The following is a 21,068-nucleotide window of genomic DNA, read 5'->3' as shown; positions in this document are numbered from 1 at the left end:
TGATGAAGGGCGCTCTGTAGATGCAGCATCGCTGGCGGCGTCGGTCACCCGCGCGGCGCCGACCCCGCGCGCGGCACCGTAACGGTGAACGTGCTGCCGTGACCGGGGCGTGAGCGCACCTCGAGTGCGTGGCCCAGCGCGTCGGCCTGACCGCGCGCCAGCGCCAGACCGAGGCCTTGGCCTTCGTCGTGACGGGCGCTGCGATCATCGAAGCGGCGGTAGGGAACGAAGATGAGCGGCAGATGTTCGGCGGCGATGCCGGGGCCGGTGTCCCATACCTGCAGTTCCACCTCGCTGCCGCGCGGCCGGGCGGCGATCAGGACGCGGCCGCGCTCGGTATAGCGCACCGCGTTCGACACCAGGTTGTCGAGGATGGACTGCAGCATCATGGCATCGCTGTCCACCACCTGCGCGGTCGGACGGAAGCGCAGGTCCAGCCCCTTTTCCTGCGCCAGCGGCACGAATTGCGCGGCGCAGGCGGCCCACACCTCGGACAGCGGCACCGCCCGCCGCAGCACACGGGCCTCGCCCGCTTCGAGGCGCGACAGTTCCAGCAAGCGCGTGAGCTGTCTGCTCATCGCGCGCACCGCGGCGTCCATGCCGCCGCAGACTTCGTCCAGCACATCGCGGCTGAGACCGGCCGGGTCCTGCGAGCGCAGGTAGCGCACATGCAGCCCGACCGCATGGACCGGCTGGCGCAGGTCGTGCGTGACGCCGGCCAGAAAGAGGTTCTTGGCGCGCATCGCCGCCTGCACGGCGTCGCGTTCCTGCCGCAGATCGTCGGCCAGACGGGCGTTCTGGCGGGTGAGCAGCAGCGCGTTGCGCATCGTGCCGTGCGCGTTGCGGCCGAAGGACACCAGTACCAGCAGGTAGAACAGGAAGGTGAGGCCGCCGCCGATGTTGATCAGCCCGCCCATCAGCCATGACTTGACGATGAAGGGCAGCAGCGCGCAGACGAGGTAGAGGTTGAGCGCGCGCGGCAGGGCGGTGGTGGCGGTGACGGCGCCGCCGGCCATGCCTGCCAGCATGGCGACGCTGAAAAAATCCATGAACGGATCGCGCCCCTCGTAGCCGAGCCAGGGCAGCAGGCCCCAGGCCAGACCGGTGAGTCCGGCGACTGCGGTGTAGGCGCTTTCGGCACGGTCAAGACCGGGCCGCTGCAGCGAGGCCAGTTGCGGCCGCAACTGGCGGACCAGTGCGTAGCGCAGGCCGACCAGTACCCATATCGCGGCCAGCCAGAACCAGACCAGGCCGTGTCCCTGGGCGCTGACGAGCACAGCAGAGGCGGTCAGCGACACCGCCAGATTGCCGGCGACGATGGTGGGCGTGTGACCGAAAAGTACGCCCAGCAGGTCGCGCCGGACGGCGTCCGAATCGCTGGGCGACGTGGCGTCGTCGAGCGTGGCGGATGTTCCGGTCATGGTAGTTTCCGCAGTCATGGACGCCCGCGAGATTAGCATCGTCGTTGCCGAAGACCACGCGCTGGTGCGCCAGGGCTTGCGTCTGATGCTGTCGGCCGAGCCGCGCGTGCGCTGGCTGGGCGACTGTGGCGACGGCGAACGGGCGCTCGAACTGGTGCGCAGTCTGTCGCCCGATGTGCTGCTGCTCGATCTCGGCCTGCCCGGTCTGGACGGCCTCGGCGTGATGCAGGCCATCGCTGCCGCCGGTCTGACGACGCGGGTGCTGGTGGTGACCGCGCGCCAGGACGCCGCCTCCTTCCACGCGGCGCTGGCCTTCGGCGCGCAGGGCTACATGCTGAAGACGGACGACGCCGAGGCGCTGGTCGGCGCGATGATGACGGTGTCCGACGGTGGCTATTACGTGAGTCCGGAACTGGCGACCCTGTTCGGTCACGGCATGGCCGACACGCACGAGGGTCTGACCTCGCGCGAAATGGACATTGCCGGGCGTGTCGGGCGCGGTCTGTCGAGCAAGCAGATCGGCGCCGAACTGGGCATTTCCGAACACACCGTACGCAAGCACCGCGAGAACATCGCGCGCAAGCTCGGCCTGCGCAACGCAGCCGAACTGGTGGCCTGGGCCGTGCGGCACAGGCTGCCGGAAGCGTGAGCAATTCCCTGTCCGGACGCTGATTGCCAGCGCGCTACGCGCTTGTGCGTATTTACCCCCGCAGGGCGGACGCGCTTCAATGCCGCATGGATTTTCCCGGCGCCTGGGCGCATTCCTCATCCCGCAGCCTCGTGCAGGCACTGGACAGCGCTGCCGGAAGCGTAGTGCGACGGCGGTGACGGCGAGAGCCGCGGCCGGGTCACTTACAAGACCAATACAAGGGGGTTTCAGATGACCAACCGTTTCCCGGCGGCGGCGGCGCTCGCCTTCGGCCTCTGCGCGGGCGCCGCGCAGGCGGTGCCGATCAGCTTCAGCACCACCGGTTCGCCGGTACAGACCTACTTCCAGTCCACCCCCGCCGTCTCTGCCACCGTGCAGTTCGCGGGTGTGAGCGGGGCTCTGGATCTGACCCCGGACGTCGGCCAGCAGGCCCGGTTCTTCACCTTCTTCGCCGGTACCGGGCCGGCCGATCCCGGAATGACCGGCATCGAGTACCAGCCCTACTCGGTCGGCCTGACGGTTCTGGGGATCACGAAGTACTTCGAATTCGATCTGGGCGTGCAGGAGATCGCCAACGACCAGTATCAGATCCACGCCTTCGCCATGCCGTCGCTCACCTTCGACCTCGGCGCCACCGGCACGCTGACGGTAACGCCGAATGCGTTCTACACGCAGGCTGTGCAGTTGCCCGCCAATACGCCGGCCTATCACCTGCGCGACCTGTACGCGACCTTCCAGCTCACCGGCACCACGGTGACGCCGGTCCCGGAGCCGGGTTCGCTTGCACTGGCGATGCTGGCGATCGGCGCGCTGTCGGTGAGTCGGCGATGCCGCGGCTTGCATCGCCACCGTGACGGATGGCGCGGAAGGTTGACGGAAGTCAAATAAAGCGGGTGGATCCGGTGGGCCGGGGCGGAAGCAGTGCACATCACTTCCTACACATCGGCTTACACTTATGTAAGAAATATTCCTACACGCGGACAGCATCCGCGGGCGGTGCAGCACTCAGGAGTCAGGTCATGAAAGCCACACAACGTCGCCGCAGCCAGCCCCGGTTGCGCACCCTGGTTGCCAATCTGCGCAACGGGCACGGACTGATGGTCGGAGTGGCAAGCCTGCCGCTGCTGATGTCGCCAGCGGCCTGGGCGCAGGCGATACAGGCCGACGGCAGAACCCTGACCACGGTGACGACGGCCGGCGCGGTGACCGATGTGCGCACCGCAACGGTGTCCGGCAACACCGGTTTCAACTCCTTCAAGAGCTTCAGCGTCAACGCCGGCCACACGGCCAACCTGCACGTGCCGGGCGGCGCACTGAACCTGGTCAACATCGTGCGCGACACGCGCACCGACATCCACGGCACGCTGAACGCGATCCGCGACGGGCGGATCGGCGGCAACGTCTATTTCGCCAATCCGCACGGTTTCGTGGTCGGTGCCGGCGGCATCGTGAATGTCGGCGCGCTGTCGATGAGCACGCCGACGCAGGGCTTCGTCGACCGCTTCTTCACCGCGCCGGGCGTGGTCGACGCCGGCGCGCTGGCGCAGTTGCTGAACGGCACGGCACCGCTGTCGTCGGCGGCCATCCGCATCGACGGCCGCATCAACGCGATCGATGCGGTCGAACTGGCGGCCGGCACGGTAAGCGTCAAGGGTGCCGTGCTGACCGGCGCCCGCTTCGAAGGCCAGGCGCCCGATTTCACCGACGTGGTCAATGCGCAAGGGTTGGCCATCGGCAGCCGGGTGGTCGAGCGCTCCGGCCGCATATATATAGCGGCGGCGGACGACATCGAGATCGCCGGCACGCTGGACGCCCGTGGCGGCGCCGGCACCGACGGCGGCGACATCCGCCTGCGCGCCGGCCGCGACATCGTGGCCGACATCGACGCCATGGTGACGGCCGCCGGTGACGGTGAGGACTCAGACGGCGGCCGCATCGATTCGCTGGCGCAGCGCAATGCGGTCATCCGCAGCGGTGCGGTGATGGACGCCAGTGCGGGCACGCGCGGCGACGGCGGCTTCGTCGAGTTTTCGGCGAAGGACACGGTCGAGCTGGCCGGCGGTCAGTTCTATGCGGACGGCCGCGGCGGGGGCGCAGCGGGCCTGGTGCTGATCGACCCGCTGAACATCGTGCTCAGCCAGAACCTTTTGCGCGGCGCCTCTGCCTACAGCGGCGTGCCGGGTGGCGCCGACAGTGGCGTCACCGTCAATGGTGCCAACCTGCTGCTGCAGGCGACCAACAGCATCACCGTCAACGACAACATCGTCGTGTCCAGCCGTCTGGTCGGCAGCGACCACGTGAATGGGGTGTCGACCGGACACTCGGGCAACATCACCTTCGAGGCACCGAACATCCTGCTCAAGTCGGGCAGCAAGGTGCTGGCACACGGCGGCGGCAACTTCAACGGCGGCGACGTCACCTTCACCGCGCACAAGGTGTCGTCGGTGAGCATCCTGGGCTACCGCGAAGCCAGCGCGTCGATCGAGCTGGACAACGCGACGGTGAAGGGCCGCAACGTGTCGATGACCGCGTCGACCGACGTGCAGAACCGCTGGGTCTTCGATGAAGGAAGTTTCGAGCAGAACGCCGCCAACTTCGCCACCGAAGGCGCCACCGGCCTGCTGGGCATCGGCGCCACGCTGCTCGGCCTGAACATCGTGCATTCGCAGGCGGTCGGCACCTCGACCATCACGCTGAAGGCCGGTTCGGTGGTCGAGGCGACGCAGGACCTCACGCTGCTCGCCGACAACCTCACCTCAGCAGGGGCGGCGCCCGACACCGGCATCAGTGGCCCGGGCACCCAGGTGAACACGCCGCTGGGTCTGGGCGCGCTGTATGCGCGCAACAGTTCCACCGCGACCGTGGACGTGAAGTCCGGCGCCACCGTGCGCGCCGCCAATCTCAGTGTGCGTGCCAACAACGACGCCACGCTGGAAGCGTCGGTCGAAGCGGCAGACCCGGGCGAGGACGCCAGCTCGCAGATGAGCTTCGCGCTCGGCCTCACCTTCGCCGACGTGCAGGCGAATGCGACAGTCGAGGCCGGTGCCACGGTGCAGGTATCGGGCGACGTGACGGTGGCGGCGACCAACCGCAACACCTTCACCAACTCGGTCACCGCCTCGCTCGGCAACGAGGGCAAGGCGGCCGCGGCGATCGCGGTGAGCCAGCTGTCGTCAGAAGCGAACGCCTCGCTGAATGCCAACGTGGCTGACGCGACCAAGGTGCAGGTGCTGGCGATCAACGACAACACCTCGAACGCCACCACAGCCGAGGCCAAGGTAGGCACCTCGCTGAACGACGCCATCCTCGACGCGGCGAAGGAGAAGGCCAAGCCGATCACCGACACTGGCGGCTTCATCGAGGAAAAACTGTGGGAGAAGCTGCTTGCCGGCGCCGAGACCGACCAGAAGGCGCAGAAGCCGCAATCGACCTCGCTGCGCGTCGGTGGCGCCATCGCCTGGGTGGACAGCGACGCTTCGGCCTCCGCGAGCATCGGCCCGAACGCCAACGTGCATGCGACTGATCGCGCCGTCGTCGCCGCACGCACGCTGGGCTCGGACATCCAGGTGATGGCGGAGGCCTCCGCCATTTCGCAATCGAAGGACCGCGCCACCGGCAACACCGCTCGCAACACCTTCTCCGCCGGCATCGCCATTGGCAACTTCAGTCACGACGCGCTGGCCACCATAGGCCGCAGCGCCACTGTCACCGCACCGCGCATCGCGGTGGCGTCCGACGTCATCATCCCGGTGCGGGAATCGCTGATCACCGGCGGCAGCTTCACGCGCTGGGACGGCCTGTCCACGGTGAAGGACTGGTTCAATGACCTCACCGGCATCCTCGACGTGTTCAACGGCGCTTCGGCCGCCAAGTCGACGTCGGACAACTCGAACAACGCGATCTCGCTGTCGGGCTCGTTCAGCCTGCTGCAGTTCGATCATTCGGCGAAGACCGAGGTGCAGGAATCGGCGAAGCTGAACCTGACCGGCAACGCCAGCGGCGCCTGGACCGCAAGTTACGAAACCGTGGCCGACGACAGCTCGACCTCGGAAGACGAACAGGTACTGCAGGACTGGTCCTTCGGAGCGCCGGCCGACGTCAGCGCCAAGCGCGACGTGACGCTGCTCTTCCACGGCGGCCACTTCCTGCCGGGCGGCACCGGTGGCGGCAGCGGCAGCAAGGGCCTGGGCATGGCCTACACGCAGGAAATCCTGAATGGCGACAGCCTCGTGTTCGTGCGCGAAGGCGCCGCCATCCAGGGGGTGACCGAGAGCGTCAGCGGCAGCACCGCTGGCCAGCGCAGCTACACGGTCACCGGCACGCGCGCCACCGACGAGGTGAGCATTGCCGCCGAGGGCAAGGATCTGGTCATTTCGCTGGCGACGATCGCCGGCTACGGATCGAGCTTCGGCATCAACGGCTCGGTGTCCATCGTCGAGGTGACGAACAACACGCGGGCGCTGGTCGACGATGAAGCCACGCTGCGCGCCGGCACGCTGTCGATCACCGCGCTCGACGAGCCGGTGCTGTGGTCCATCGCCGGTGGCTTCAACAAGTCGGAATCGGCCGGGGTCGGCCTAGGCATCGCCTACAACGGCGTCACCGGCACCACCGAGGCGCTGGTCGGCAACAACGACGGCGAAGCGCTGAACGAGGGCGACACGCGCAGCAGCCAGCGCAGCATCACGAATGCCGTCATCCAGTCTGGCGACGTGACGGTGGAGGCGCGCGCCAGTGGTCGCATGGAGGCGATCGCGGTGACCGGCGCGGTGGCGGTCAGCGGCAGCAGCAGCGAAAGCAGTTCGCAGGGCGGCTTCTTCGGCAGCATCAAGAGCAAGTACGAAGAGGTGCAGACCAAGATCGCCGGCATGGTCGAACTGAAGCCGACCTCGACCTCGAAGCAGGGCAATACCAGCAGCCAGGGCACGCAGTCCAAGCCCAGCTTCGGTCTGTCTGCCGCCGGCAGCGCGGCGGTCAACGACGTGACGCTGGTGACGCGCGCGAAGCTGTCCGGCGTGACGGTCGATCAGGCGGACGGGGGCAGCGCGGCCAAGCTGACCGTGCTCGGCGTGTCCGACCTCGACATCGTCACCGCCTCCGGTGCAGCCGCTTTCACCCGTGCCAACAACCCGAGTCAGAACAAGTCGGCCGCGGTCACCGGCAGCGTGTCGGTGAACATGATCGACAACACGGTCGAAGGCCTGGTCGAGAACGCCGACCTGAACGACACGCAGGACGTGACGGTGCAGGCGCTGGCCGGCGGCGAGCAGCTGTCGATCGCCATCGGTGTCGCCGCCAACGCGAGCAGCAACCAGAACCAGAGTTCGTACTCGCTGACCGGCTCGCTGTCGCTGTCCATCATCGACAACACGATACGTGCGGCGCTGAATTCGACCGATCTGACCGGCGCCGCCGGCAGCGGTCGCGCGCTCGACGTGACCGCCTACAACCGCATGTTCATCGGCACCGGCGGCGGCACGCTGGCGCTGGGCGGCAAGACCGGTGCCGGCGGCGCGGTCACCTATTCCGACGTCGCCAACGTCGTCACTGCCGAGATCGCCGGCGGCTCGGCGGTGAGCGGCGTCGACAGCGCGGCTGTGCGCGCCTTCAACGCCACCGAGATCGGCGCCGGCGCCGCGCACGGTCAGGCCTCAGCGTCGAACAACGCGAACTCGATAGGCGGCGCGGTCGTCATCACCGAAATCGACAACGACACGACGGCGCAGATCGTTGGCCTGTCCTCGGTCACCGCGACCGGCGCGGTCGATGTGCTGGCGCAGGACCGCGGCGCCGACGCCGCACTCGAAGACACGATAGAGCCGGGCAATCAGCGCGAGAACACGGTCAAGGGCCTCGACTACTGCGGCCGCAGTGGCGCGGGCGCCACGCCCAGCGGCAACTGCATCACCTCGGTGGCCGGCATCCTGCAGGTCAACATCGGCAGCAACAGCAACGCGGTCGGCGCCTCGTTCAACTGGAGTTCGATCGACAACGACCTGACCGCCAAGGTCGAGGATTCGAAGGTCGACGTTACCGGCCCCGCCGGCCGGTTGAACGTGAAGGCGGAATCCGACGTGCTGATCACCTCGATCGCGGTCGGCGTAGGCGCGTCGAGCAAGGTGTCGGGTGTGGGCTCGGTGTCGGTCAATTTCATCGACAACGATCTGCTCGCGAACGTCAGCGCGCCGCAGGCCAACACCGCCTTCGACGACGTGTCGGCCGCCAGCGTCACGATAGAGGCCAAGGACCGCTCGCGCATCGACACGCTGGCCGGCGGCTTCTCGGCCAGCATGAACAGCGTGGCCATCGGCGCCTCGGTCGCCTATTCGGAAATCTTCAACACGGTGCAGGCACAGATCGACCGCGCCCATGTCGACGCGGCCGGCACGCTGAGCCTGACCTCACTGTCGGACGCGCGAATCCGCAGCCTGTCGGTGGCCGGCGGGCTGGCGCTGGGCACCTCGCCAGCGGTCAGCGCGTCGATTTCGGTGAATTTCATCGGCAACCGGACCGAATCGACGGTCGATGACGCGCTGCTGGAAGACAGCGGCGACGGCAACACCGTCACTGTCAGCGCGACCGACAGTTCGACCCTGCGGTCACTGGCCGGTGCGGTCGCCGTCGGCATTGGCGGCAGCGCGGTCGGCGGTGCCTTCGGCTACAACAAGATCGGCAATACGACGCTGGCCTCGATCGATGGCGCGACCGTGCGCAATGCGTCGGCGCTGAGCCTGACTGCGCTGGAAACGGCCACCATCGAAACGCTGGCGCTGGCCGCCGGCGGTGCGCAGGGCGTCGCGCTGTCCGGTTCGATCACGCTCAACCACATCGGCATGTATTCCGGCGACACCAATGCCGGTGGCGAAGGCGGCAACGTCACCACCGCCGAAATCGTCGGCAGCACGCTGGAGAACGTCGACAACGACTCGGCCATCACGCTGCAGGCATCCGACACGTCGACCATCAAGTCGCTGGCCGGTGCGGCCGCCTTCTCGGGCAACGCAGCGGTGGGCGGTGCGGTCGGCGACAACTGGGTGCGCAACACGGCTAAGGCGCGCGTACATGACAGCACCATCGGCGGCGCAGCGTCGCTGACGCTGACCGGCAGCAACACGGCGCTGATCGAATCCGGATCGGTCGCCGGCGCTGGCGCGGCTACCGGTGCCTTCGCCGGCTCGGCATCGAGCAATCGCACCGACAACAAGACGGTCGCCGAAATCACCGGCTCCGACATCAGCGGCGGCACCGCTGCGGTGTCGGTCAACGCGGTCGACAGCGCGCGCATCAATGCACTGGCCGGCGCGGTCGGCATCAGTGGCTCGGCCGGCGTCGGCGCCGCCATCGCGGTGAACAAGATCGCCAATTCGACGCACGCCACGGTGTCCGGCCTGAAGAGCAGCGGCTTCGACGTGACCAATCTGATCCTCAACGCCGATTCTCTGGCGACCATCAAGACCGCGGCAGTCGGCATTGGCGGTGGCGTCGATGTCGGCGTCGGCGGGTCGGTGGCGGTCAACCTGATCAACTCGGACACGCGTGCGGTGATCAAGGAAGGCGCCGACATCGAGGCGCGTGACAACGTCGCGGTGCTGGCCGAGTCGGACGACAAGATCACGGTGCTCGCCGGCGCGGCCGGTATCGGCATCACCGCTGCCGGCGTCGGCGCGTCGGCCACGGTGAACGAGATCGGCGGCGCGACCGAGGCGGCCATCCGCGGCAGTTCGGTGGCGGCGCGCGCGAAGCAGGGCAGCGGCGTCAGCGTGAATACCGGCGAGATCGGCGGCGTCAATCTGCGCGCCAGCATCGACCGGATGAACCAGAGCGGTGGCGGCTATTCTTCGTCCAACCCCTTCGTCGCCCCCGACCTCGTCGCGTCGCGCACACGCGAGAACGTGCGCGGAATCGCGGTCAATGCGACCTCGACCCACCAGACGACGACGGCGGTCGCCAACGTCGCGGGCGGCAGTTTCGCCGGCGTCGCGGCCACCGTGAGCATGAACATCATCGGCGGCGCAACCACCGCCACGGTGACCGACTCGGTACTCAATGGCGGCGACAACAGCGCGGCCAGCAACGCGCAGGCGGTCAGCATCAAGGCGGCCGACCATGCCTACGGCAACACCTTCATCGGTTCGATCGCGGTCGGCCTGGCCGGTGTCGGTGCTTCGGCTGACGTGAACGTGTTCGATCGCGACACGCGCGCCGGCGTCAGCGGCAGCACAAGTTCGGTCACTGCCAAGGGCGCGGCGACGGTGAAGGCGCGCTCCAGCCAGGGCGTGTCGTCCATCGTCGTCGGCGCTGCGGGCGGTGCCGTAGCGGTGGTGGGCAGCGGCTCGGTGGCCAAGTTCACCAGCACCACCGAAGCCTATTCGGACGACGCCGTGTGGCGCGTCGGCGCACTCGACATCCGCGCCGACCACGACTCCGTTTTCCTGGTGGCCGGTGGTGGCCTGGCTGCAGGCGGTGTAGCCGGATCCGGCACCTTCGCGGTGGGCCTCGATACCAGCACTACCGAAGCGCGCGTCGACGGCGGCGCCGTCGATGCTGACGGTCAGGTCAATGTGATGGCCGACAGCTCGACCGAAATGCGGACCTGGGCCATCGGCGGAGCCGGTGGCGGTGCGGCCGGCATTGCCGGTGCGGTGGCCGTCGGCATCATCGACAGCACGACCAGCGCCAAGGTGGTCGATAGCCGGGTCGGCAGCGCAGCGGACCGCAGCGGCGGACTGGCGGTGCAGGCGACCGACAGCGTGGTGACCGAAAGCCGTGCCGGTGTGGCCGCGGTCGGCGGCATCGGCGGTGCCGGTGCCGGCGCCTCGGTGACCAAGATAGACAACACGACGACGGCCACCATCCAGGACAGCAACGTCCACGTCGACAACGACATCGCGGTCACCGCTCGCGCCGAGCGCAATCTGTCGAATGCGGCAGTCGCCGCGGCGGCCGGCGGCACGGTGGGCATCGGCGGCGCGGTAGCGGTCACGGTGATGAATGCCGGCCTGAGCAGCGACGCGTCGGGCGAAGCGGACAAGGACAACAACGGCACGCTGAGCAAGGCCAATGCCTTCTCCAGCGGTGACCAGCTCAAGACCGGCGATGACGACGGGAACATCAGCACCGGCAGCAACTTCTCGCAGTCGGACATCACGCGCATCAACGCCAGCGGCAAGGTCGCGGCCAAGGCTGACGTCAATGCCGCGCCGGATGGCTCGACCCGTGCGACCGTGGTCGATACGGCGAACACCGCAGCAAACACGCTGCGCGCCGGCGGCAATATCCGCATCACGGCGTCCGAAAAGGACAAGGTGGACGTGCTGGTCGGTGGCGGGGCGCTGGGCGGCATCGCCGGCGTCGGTGCAGCGGTCGGCGTGCTGAATGTGCGCCACGACGTGCGCGCGACCACCGACGGCGCGATCACGCTGCGTGCCGATACGGGCGACATCGAGCTCGACGCCAGCACCGGACGGCTGGAGGCCGGTACGGCGGCAGTGAACGTGAAGAGCTATCAGGCGGCAGGTGGCCTTGTCGGCGTCGGCGCCGCGGTCGCGACGGCCGATCTGGCCAATACCGTCGTCGCCAAGCTGGGTGATGGCACCCAGGCGACGGTCGGCAGCGCGGCCGGTGATGTGCGCGTGCTCGCAGGTGACGCGATGGACGCCAGCGCGCACGCCGAGGGCTACGCGGTGGGCGTGGTCGCGGCCGGCATCGTCATCGCGCGTGCCGACAAGGCCGGCAGCAGTACGGCGCAGATCGGCGAGGCAGACAGCACGACTCAGGCGGCGGCGACCTCGGTCACCCTGGGCGGTGGCGCGCTGGCGGTGGAGTCGACGCGCGGCGACGCCGTCAGTGCCAGTTCGAAAGCCGGCTCCGGCGGCGTGGCAGCCGGTTCCGGATCGGAAGCGACGGCCAGCGCCACCGGTGCAGCGTGGGCGACCATCGCCGACTGGGTGACGGTCAATGCGCCGGGTTCGGCGATTTCCGTTGCCGCACGCAGCACGCCGAAAGTCAGTGCGGTTTCGCGCGGCTACAACGGCTCGCTGGCCGTGTCGATCGGCGTGTCGCTGGCGGAAGCAACGGCGGCCACCCAGTCCTACGCGACGATGGGACGCAACAACAGCATCACCGCCGGCAGCCTGTCGCTGAACGCCGCGACGCTGTTGCCGACGCTGGGCGAAACGGCCTACTCGTACGCCAACGCCACCGGCGGCTCGCTGCTGGTCGGCGCCAATGGCAGCGACTCCTGGGCCGGCAGTACGTCGCTGGTGAACGCGACGGTGGGTGGCAGCAACAGCTTCGCCATCAGCGGCAGTACCAGCCTGACCGCGTCGAACCAGACGCGCCAGACGGCGGAAACCAGCGGCGTCACGATAGGCGGCCTGCTGGCCATCGGCGCCAACCTGGCATCGGCCAGTGCCGGCTCGGTCACGCTGGCGTCGATCGACAATGGCAACACCGGCAGCGTCGGTTCGGCACTGTCGGTGCTGGCGACCGGCCATGACCAGACCTACGCCGATGCCGAAGCCGGCTCCGGCGGCATCATCGCCGGCGCGGCGGCGGTCGCCTCGACGCGCAACCTGTCCAACACCCAGGCGCTGCTCGGCGGCGGCACCTCGACGGCGGCGCTGAGCACCGCAACCAACGGTCGCATGGAGGTGCGCGCCGATCACGTCGCCACCTTCAATTCGCGCGTCGACTCGCTGTCCGCCGGTGTCGTCGGTGCCAGCGGTGCGCAGGCGCGCAACGACATCGACGCGCGCGTGGTGGCCGGCATAAAGGCCGGTGCCAATCTGCGCACCTGGGATCTCGACGTCTATGCGCTGAACCAGACACGCAAGCCCTGGCTCAGCGAGTTCAACGTATTCGCCGGTGCCGGCGGCCTGGCCGGCGGCGCTGCAGGCTCCAGCGAAACGACGGTGGACAACATCACGCTGGTCGAGGTGGGCGACGGTGCTCGCGTGCGCGTGCTCGGCGACGAGGATGCCCCTGGCCGCACCAACTTCAACGCGGTGTCCGACGTGATGCTGCGCGATCGCGCCAAGCTGGAGGCCGGCGGCGCGATCAGCGCCGCCGACGCCGAGGCCAAGGCGTGGCTGAACGCCACGCCGCTGACGCCATCGGCGGACGACATCGGCCGGACCGAAGCGCGCGTCGGCAACAACGTGGTGATCGACACCGTCGGCAACTTCAACCTGGCGGCGCGCGATGTGGCCGACGTCGAGGTGCGCGCCAATTCCAAGACCTGGGGTCTGGCCGCCTATGCCGACGGCTACTCGCTGTCCGACCTGCGTGTCCGTTCGCGGGCCTCCGTCGGCAGCGGCAGCGACATCCGTGCGGATGGCTTCATCAACATTGGCGCCGGGCGTGATGCCAATGGCGCGCGCAACACTTTCTCGACGGTTGCGACCGCCGACCTCTACAACAACGCAGCGGTACCGATCTCCAGTTCGGACTGGGGTGCCGACGCACTGCTGAACCAGGACAACCAGATCACCATCGTCGGCACGCTGCGCAGTGTGAAGGACGTGAACCTGAGCGCCGACAAGGGCTTCGGTCACCGCGTCGACGGTCAGGGCGTGGCGCGCGATCTGTACAGCCAGGCCGCCAGTGCGATCGCCAGCGGGGTGAGCAATCTGTTCGGCGGCGGCGACGTGTCGATCGAACAGAACAGCGGCCGCAGCATCGAACAGTCGCGTGCCGGCGTGTCGGTGAGCGGTCTGGTCGATGCAGGCATCCAGAACCAGCAGCTGATGACGATCAACGAGAGCGGCAGCGGCGCGCCGACGCTGACGCTCAGTGTGCAGGTGCCGCGCGAGGGACAGGGGGCGGAGTGCCGTACTCCGGGCACCGCCGGCTGCACCTATGACACGGTGACCAAGCAGTACTGGATCACCCGCTCGGACGGCATGGAACTGCCGACGCTGAGCGTGGAGAACCTGCAGGACAACCTGCGCACGCGCATCAACGCGCTGAAGGAGATCCGCGGCAACTACCAGGGCACGACCAGCACCGGCGGCGATGCCAGCAACCCGGAAACGGTGGCTGCACTGACCGCGGAAATCAATTTCCTCGAGCAGCAGATGGCCGACCTGTTCCCGGCCGGCGGCGCCAACGCATCGATTGCCAACGCGGCCTTCATCGTGATGCCCGAGGTCGACGCGCGTGGCGGCAACATCAACGTGATCGGCGACAACCTCGCTGGCAACGGTCGCCTCAATGCGCGCGGCGAAGCGAAGATCGAGATCATCAACAACAGTTCGGCCTTCCTGCGGACCGATGAACTGATCATTCCGGAGGACGCGACCGGCCGCCTCACGCTGAACGGCGTCGCCATCCTGAACACGCCGGGCAGCAACCCGACCACCGGGCAGATCAACGCCGCGCTGAACGATCGCAACCAGGGCGGCACGGCCGCCTTCGCCAGCATCGGCATCGCACCGAACTCGCCGGCGCCGTCGATCACGGTGCGCAACACCTATGTTCCGGCCGATGGCGATACGCGCGCACCGGATATCGAGGTGGTGGGCAACATCAGCAACCTGCTCGGATCGGTGACGCTGGAGAGCGAGCGCGGCAGCGTGCTGGTGCAGCCGAAGGACCCGCTGAACCCGCTGACCGCACCCAATATCCAGGCGGCGGACATCAACATCACCGCCGGTCGCGACTTCGTGTTCAGCTCACCGTCGGCCTTCTATCACACGGCCGGCAACCCGCGCGACATGTGGGGCGGCACGCGCACGCCGAGTGGCAACAGCGGCGGTCTGGCCAACAACTTCGAGGACGGCACCGCGTCGTCCGGCTCCAGTACGGAAGCACGCAACGGCACCGGCGGCCCGACCATCGCCGGCAACAACATCTTCATCAGCGCGCGCTACCTGAACATCAACGGCCTGCTGCAGAGCGGGCTGCCGGACCGCAACATCGTCATCGGCGACAGCGCGCGGGTGAACCTGAACATCGGTCCCTACAAGACGGCAACGACGCTGGCAGAGGCAAAATCCAACTACGACGCGCTGGTGGCGGCGGGGATGAAACCGTCCGATCCGCGCTTCCGCATCAGCAACACCGAAGGCAACATCGTGGCCTTCTTCAATGCGGAACTGAACCGCGTCGAGCTGGAACCGGTGAAGGTCGAGGGGGGCAAGCTTGAGCTGCTGGGCGAGATACTGAACACCGGCGGTGGCCGCATCGCGGCGATGGACGGCTACGGCCGCTTCAACATCGACAATCGCAGCGGCTACGACATCGTGATCACTGGCCTCGATACCGGCAACGACATCGAAGGCAAGGTGCGCATCACCGATTACCTGCGTCGCTGGGATCCGCTGGCCAACGGCGGCCAGGGCGCCATCGTCACCAACGCATCGCAATCCAGCACGCAGACGCTGGCCTATTACAACAGCCTGACGCCGGTGACGCGCGAAGTCACCCGTCTGGGCAACGCCGTCAAGACACGCGACCTCATCACCACCACCGATGCCCAGAACAAGCTGAAGGAGGTCGAGGTCGAGCACTACGACGACGTGGTCGGTCGCAACACGGGATACTCGCCGGTGACCGGACAGACCTATACCTGGGTCACCGGTCAGCGCAACACGACGAACACCTACTCGCGGTACGAGAAGGAAACCAAGTTCTGGTTCTTCCCCGGCAGCTGGTCTCTGGCCGATCGCACCGCCTACCGCACCTGGGACGATCCGACGCCGCTGTCCGAGGGCGAGTACACGAAGATCGACACCGGCATGGGCAGCACGACCTACCGCTACCAGCGGCGCGACGTGACCACCGACTTCCGCTCCTGGGACCGCGAGGATTCCGAGTGCTCGGCCTTCCTCTGCATCTGGAAGTGGCATACCTACGAGGTGTGGACCGAAACCGGCTCCAAGCGCTACAACACGCACACGGTGAAGGCCGATCACTCTATCCCGATCAACTTCATCGGTTACGACAGCGGCCAGGTCGACATCCGCAGCCGCGCCGACATCATCTTCGCCGGCAGCCTGACCAACCGCACCGGTACGACGACGGTGGACGCCACCGCCGGCAACGGTCTGCCGGGGGGCGCCATCACGGCGGAAAGCGTGCGCGGCGTCATCACCGCGCAGAACCTGACCCTGCGTGCCGCCGACGGCATCGGCAACACACTCGCGCCGATGCAGATCGACATGCTGGGCAACGGCGCGGTGACTGCCATCAGCGCGCGCGGCGACATCGGCCTGCGCGAAATGAGTGGCGACATGCGGGTGAGCGAGGTGCGCACCGACAACAGCGGCCGCGTGTTCCTGCAGGCCGACCGCGACATCGTTGCGGCCGGCAGCGGCAACGCGGTACGCGTGCAGGGCGGCGGCGTCGAGCTGATCTCCAGCTCGGGTCAGATCGGCACCGACGCGCAGGCGCTCGTGGTGCAGACCCAGGCCACGCCGCAGGGCGGTCTGCGCGCTACCGCCAGCGGCGACATCCATCTGATGCAGCCGGACGGCGACATGCAGCTCGACAAGATCGAGTCGCAATCGGGCGACGTGACGCTCACCGCGCTCGGCGGTCGCATCACCGACGGCAACCGCAACGAAACCCGCGATACGCGTGCCGAAGCCGAGCTCGATGCGCTGTGGAATGATCTGCGCCTGCGCGAATCGGACGGCGCCGCCGACAGTCTGGCCGACGCGCTGAAGGGCCACCGCTCGCAGATCAGCCGCGAGTACCAGGAGTACTGGTCGCTGCGCAACGTCGAACTGATCGAGGATCCGCAGAACGCCGGCACCTTCGTCTATCGCGCCGACAGCTACAACGCGGCCAGCGCATCGACGCGGCTGCGTACGCTGCACGACAAGCTGAGCGGACTTGGCATCTCGCTCGGCAGCACGGGTGCCAGCTACGACAGCAACTTCAGCTACGTCGGCTCGGCCGCGACCGATACCGTCATCGCCGGCATGTCCGACGGTACCCATGTGTGGACCGACAACCAGGTGCGCTACGGCGTCAGCGCAGCGATCTACAACAAGTCCACGTCGGACACCGAAACGCGCGTCGAACAGCCCAATGTGGTCGGCCGCCACATCGTGCTGAACGCCAACAGCGCCAATGGCGGCGTTGGCCGCGACGAGGGGCAGTTCACCGTCAGCATCGCCAGTCTGACCGCGCTCACGCCGGATCAGCGCCGCGCGCTGTCGGCGGCCGAGGCTGACGACGTGGCCATCGACACGGTGGCCAAGACCGCCACCGTGCTCAAGCGCGACGACGTCGATATCGCCACCACGGCGGGTGGCTCGGTCACGGTCAACGCGCGCGGCCACGTCTTCCTCGGCGCAGACGACTACGACCGCAACGGCACCGTGCTGCCGGGCGATATCAATCTGGTGTCGCTGGATGCGACCGGCGGCGGCGTCGACTTCAGCAAGACGATACGGCTGAAGGTGTCCGGTGGCATCGTCGATGCCAGCACGACGAACGCGCCGAACCTGCGCGGCGGCAGCACCATCATCGAAGCGGGCAGCGGCAGCATAGGCAGTGCAGCCAGGCCGATCACCCTCGATCTGGGCGAGGCGGCGACGCTGACCGCGCGCGCCTCGACCGGCATCTGGCTGAACGAGATGAGCGGTCCGATGCGGGTGGCCGAAATGTTCGCCGGCAGCGGTGGTATCCACCTCAGCAGTGCCGGCAGCATCCTGAGTGCCAGTGGCGCGCAGCGCGCGGTGGCGATGCAGACGGCGGCTGGCGACATCGACCTGGTGGCGCTCGGCGGCAGCATCGGTGCAGACGGCCAGCCGCTGCTGATCGCGCAGGATACGGGCGGGCTGGTCAATGCGCAGGCCAGCGGCGACGTGCATCTGTCCGGCACGCGGGCGGTCGAACCCGGCCTGTCGCCGGCGCTGACTATCGGCTCCGTCAGTGCCGGTGGTTCGATGTCGCTCGCCGCACCGGTCGGCGATCTGCGTCAGACCGGCGACGCCGAGGCAGCGGGCGATATCGCGGTGCAGGCAGGGCGTTACCTGATGGACGACGGCACCGTGCTGCGCGCCGACAGCGGCACCATCGACATCGAGGCCACCGGCGACGTCGTGGTCGGTCGCATCGAGGCGACGAACAACGCGACTGCCGACGCCATCCGCATCACCACCGGTAGCCGCATTCTCGATGGCGGTGACATCGGCACCTGGGATCTGGTCGCTGCCACGCCCGGAGCCGGCGTCACGCTGGACGCCGCTGGCGGCGTCGGCAACGCGAGCTGGAACAACGGCTCTCCGCGTCTGATAGCGGATGCGCTGGAAACCGACATCGCGAAGATCGACGCCATCAGCACTGCCGGCGGCGTGCATATCGACGAGCGCGACGACATCGAGATCGGCCGCATCGAGGTTCGCGACGACGCCTGGGTACGTGCCGCCGGCGACATCGCCAACGGCACGGTGTATGCATCGCACGGCAATATCGATCTGCTGTCCGGCGGCAAGGTGACCGTGGTCGATGCGACGGCGGACCTGGGCAGCACGACGGTGATCGCCGAGGACGACATCCTGATGGATGCGGTCACCGCCGGCAACGGCGTGACGCTGGAGTCGAACAACGGCAGCGTCAGCGTGTCGCGCATCACCGGCGACATCCTGTCGCTGTCGGCGAAGAACGATCTGAACCTCGGCACGCTGAGCGTCGGCCGCTCGCTGTTCTTCAATTCGCAGTCGGTCACTGCCCGCATCCTGCATACCCGCAACGACGCGCCGCTGGCGATGCGCGCGGTCGGCCGTGGCGGCGTGCCGGCGCGCTGGGTCGATCTGACCATCAACAGCGAAATCGGCGTGCGTTTCGATCGCTTCAGCGCACTCGATGCCGAAGTGACGATGGAACGCGGCTTCCTGCGCATCGACCAGGGCCGCATCGAGAACCGTGCGCGCTTCATCAACCCGGTCAGCAACATCTACATGGACAACCTGACCACGGTGGTCGAGCCGGCCGACGTGCAACTGCATCATCCTGGCAAGGTGTTCGGCAACATGCTGCTCGACGACTGGCTGCTGGTGACCGACCCCTACGTCGTGATGCGCGATCCGCTGCACGAGGTCGTGATGAACACCGTGCTCGACTACAGCGGCCGCGAGCAGTCGCGAGAACTCATCGTCACCCGCGTCAATACGCCGGACAAGCAGTCGGCTGCGGGCCAGGTGCCGCAGATCGCATCGGTATCGATCAACGTGCCGCTCGACATCCCGGCCGTGAATTCCGGCGAGGAAGAGAGCGAAGAAGAAGCCGAGGCCCGCCGTCGGGCCGAAGAGGAGGTTGTCGAGTGAGTCGTGCTCAAGGTCGTACGAAGGTGGGGCAGGGCGCAGCGTGCGCACTGGTGTCGGCGTGCTGCGTGCTGCTGTCACAGCCGGTCGGTGCGCAGGCAGTACCGCAGATTCCGGCAGCCGCCGATCCGGGCGTGATCCAGGAGCGCTCGCGCGACATCGAACGACGACTGCGCGAAGAGCGCGAACGACGGCCTGATGACACGCCCACCATCGACGACGACGCGCTGAAGCCGGTGCCGGTCAAGCCGGCTGCCGGTGCGCGTTTCATGCTCAAGCGCATCGATTTCACCCGCTCCGAACTGCTGGACGAGTCCATGCTGCGCGAGCTGGCGGCGGGCCTCGAAGGGCGCGAGGTCACGCTGGGCGAGGTGCAGGAACTGGTCGACCGCATCAACGCGCTGTACCGCGAACGGGGCGTGCCGACCGCGCAGGCGGTGCTGCCGGCGCAGGAGGTGGCCGACGGTGCGATCACCATCAAGCTGGTCGAGGGCCGCGTCGGCAAGGTGGTGATGAGCGGCAACGACAGCACTTCGGAGGCCTTCATCCGCGAGCGTCTCGGCCAGAAACCGGGCGAACTGGCGGACGTCGCCGCGCTCGAGCGCAGCATGATGCGCTTCAACCGCACCCAGGACGTGCAACTGCGGGCCGAGCTGAAGCCGGGCGCGAAGTTCGGCGAGACCGATTTCGCGCTGTCGGTGAAGGAACCGCCGAAGCACGAAATGCGGCTGTTCGCCGACAGCAGCGGCAGCCAGGCGACCGGCGTCTATCGTGTCGGCGCCTTCTACCAGAACCGCAGCCTGCTCGGCTTCCGCGATGCGCTGGGCGTTACGCTGGTCGGTGCCGACGGGCACGAAGGCAGGGCCGTGTCGTACAGCTTCCCGCTCGGTACGCTGGGGACGCGGCTGACGCTGTCGTGGTTCAACGACCATACGCGCATCATCGACGGTCCTTTCCGGCCGCTGCGCATCCGCGGCGAGTCGACGGCGTGGACCGCGCTGTTGCGGCATCCGATGCTGATCGGTGGCAACTACCAGCTCGACCTGCTGGGCGGCGCAAAGAAGCGCAAGACCGAGAGCTGGATTTCCGGGCGGCTGTTCCAATCAACCGATATCGACGACCTGTCGCTCGGCGTCGACGGCCAGTGGTGGGAAAAGGACCGCATCTGGACCGGCTCGCTGACCTATTCGAACGGCAAGGCCGACCCGATCGACGACATCGTCAGCACATCGTTCTCGATCTGGCGGGGTTCGCTGCGCCGCGTCCAGGATCTGTCGGACGGCTGGTCGGTGCAGAGCAACCTTGCCTTCCAGTACACGCGTGACGAGAACCTCACGTCGAGCGAGCAGTTCCTGATCGGCGGCGACAACAGCGTGCGCGGCTACCAGACCGGCCTGTTCAGCGGCGACAAGGGTCTCGCCGCGTCGATCGAACTGCACCACCCGTTGCCGCAGCCGCCGGTGGCGCCGGTGCGCACGGCCGGCTTCCTCTTCCTCGACTACGGCGCAACCCAGCCTTTCCGTCCGGTCGGTTCGACGCGCGGCACCGACACGCTGGCAAGCTACGGCTGGGGCGTGAACGCCAACATCAACGACCGCGTGTCAGCCCGCCTCACGCTCGGCCTGCCCATTCGCGACCGCGTGCAGGATCCGCGCAACTACTACGTGCACTTCCAGATCGTCGCGCAGCTGTTCTGAGCGACGGCGCAGGCGCTCTCCGGAC

Annotated in this window: 5 protein-coding genes; 4 read left to right on the top strand and 1 reads right to left on the bottom strand. The window is 67.8% G+C overall.

Annotated features, from left to right (window positions below):
• Nucleotides 1–44 precede the first annotated feature (44 nt).
• The gene (locus METRZ18153_RS0111375; protein WP_020164856.1) at nucleotides 45–1,421 is read right to left on the bottom strand and encodes a sensor histidine kinase; all 1,377 of its coding nucleotides are present in this window, start codon (nucleotides 1,419–1,421) and stop codon (nucleotides 45–47) included.
• Here METRZ18153_RS0111375 and METRZ18153_RS0111370 point away from each other — a divergent pair.
• The 4 genes from METRZ18153_RS0111370 to METRZ18153_RS0111355 all read left to right on the top strand — a co-directional run bounded on the left by METRZ18153_RS0111370 (nucleotide 1,420) and on the right by METRZ18153_RS0111355 (nucleotide 21,043).
• On the top strand, nucleotides 1,420–2,070 hold the full coding sequence (locus METRZ18153_RS0111370; protein ID WP_232416028.1) for a response regulator: 651 nt from the start codon (nucleotides 1,420–1,422) through the stop codon (nucleotides 2,068–2,070). The two genes, METRZ18153_RS0111375 and METRZ18153_RS0111370, sit on opposite strands and share 2 nt — an antisense overlap.
• A gap of 231 nt (nucleotides 2,071–2,301) precedes the next feature.
• Nucleotides 2,302–2,958 carry a PEP-CTERM sorting domain-containing protein gene (locus METRZ18153_RS20205; protein WP_020164854.1) on the top strand — a complete coding sequence of 219 codons (657 nt, stop codon included), beginning with the start codon at nucleotides 2,302–2,304 and terminating at the stop codon, nucleotides 2,956–2,958.
• 131 nt (nucleotides 2,959–3,089) lie between these two features.
• Entirely contained in the window at nucleotides 3,090–19,349 is a 16,260-nt protein-coding gene (locus METRZ18153_RS0111360; RefSeq protein WP_029143706.1) for a leukotoxin LktA family filamentous adhesin, read from the top strand.
• Entirely contained in the window at nucleotides 19,346–21,043 is a 1,698-nt protein-coding gene (locus tag METRZ18153_RS0111355; RefSeq protein WP_232416027.1) for a ShlB/FhaC/HecB family hemolysin secretion/activation protein, read from the top strand. The genes METRZ18153_RS0111360 and METRZ18153_RS0111355 overlap by 4 nt, the downstream gene beginning before the upstream one ends.
• Nucleotides 21,044–21,068: the final 25 nt, after the last annotated feature.

Source organism: Methyloversatilis discipulorum, from assembly GCF_000385375.1.
Lineage (GTDB): Bacteria > Pseudomonadota > Gammaproteobacteria > Burkholderiales > Rhodocyclaceae > Methyloversatilis > Methyloversatilis discipulorum_A.
The sequence above is the reverse complement of the archived record's forward strand: the minus strand, read 5'-3'. Positions and strand labels throughout refer to the sequence as shown.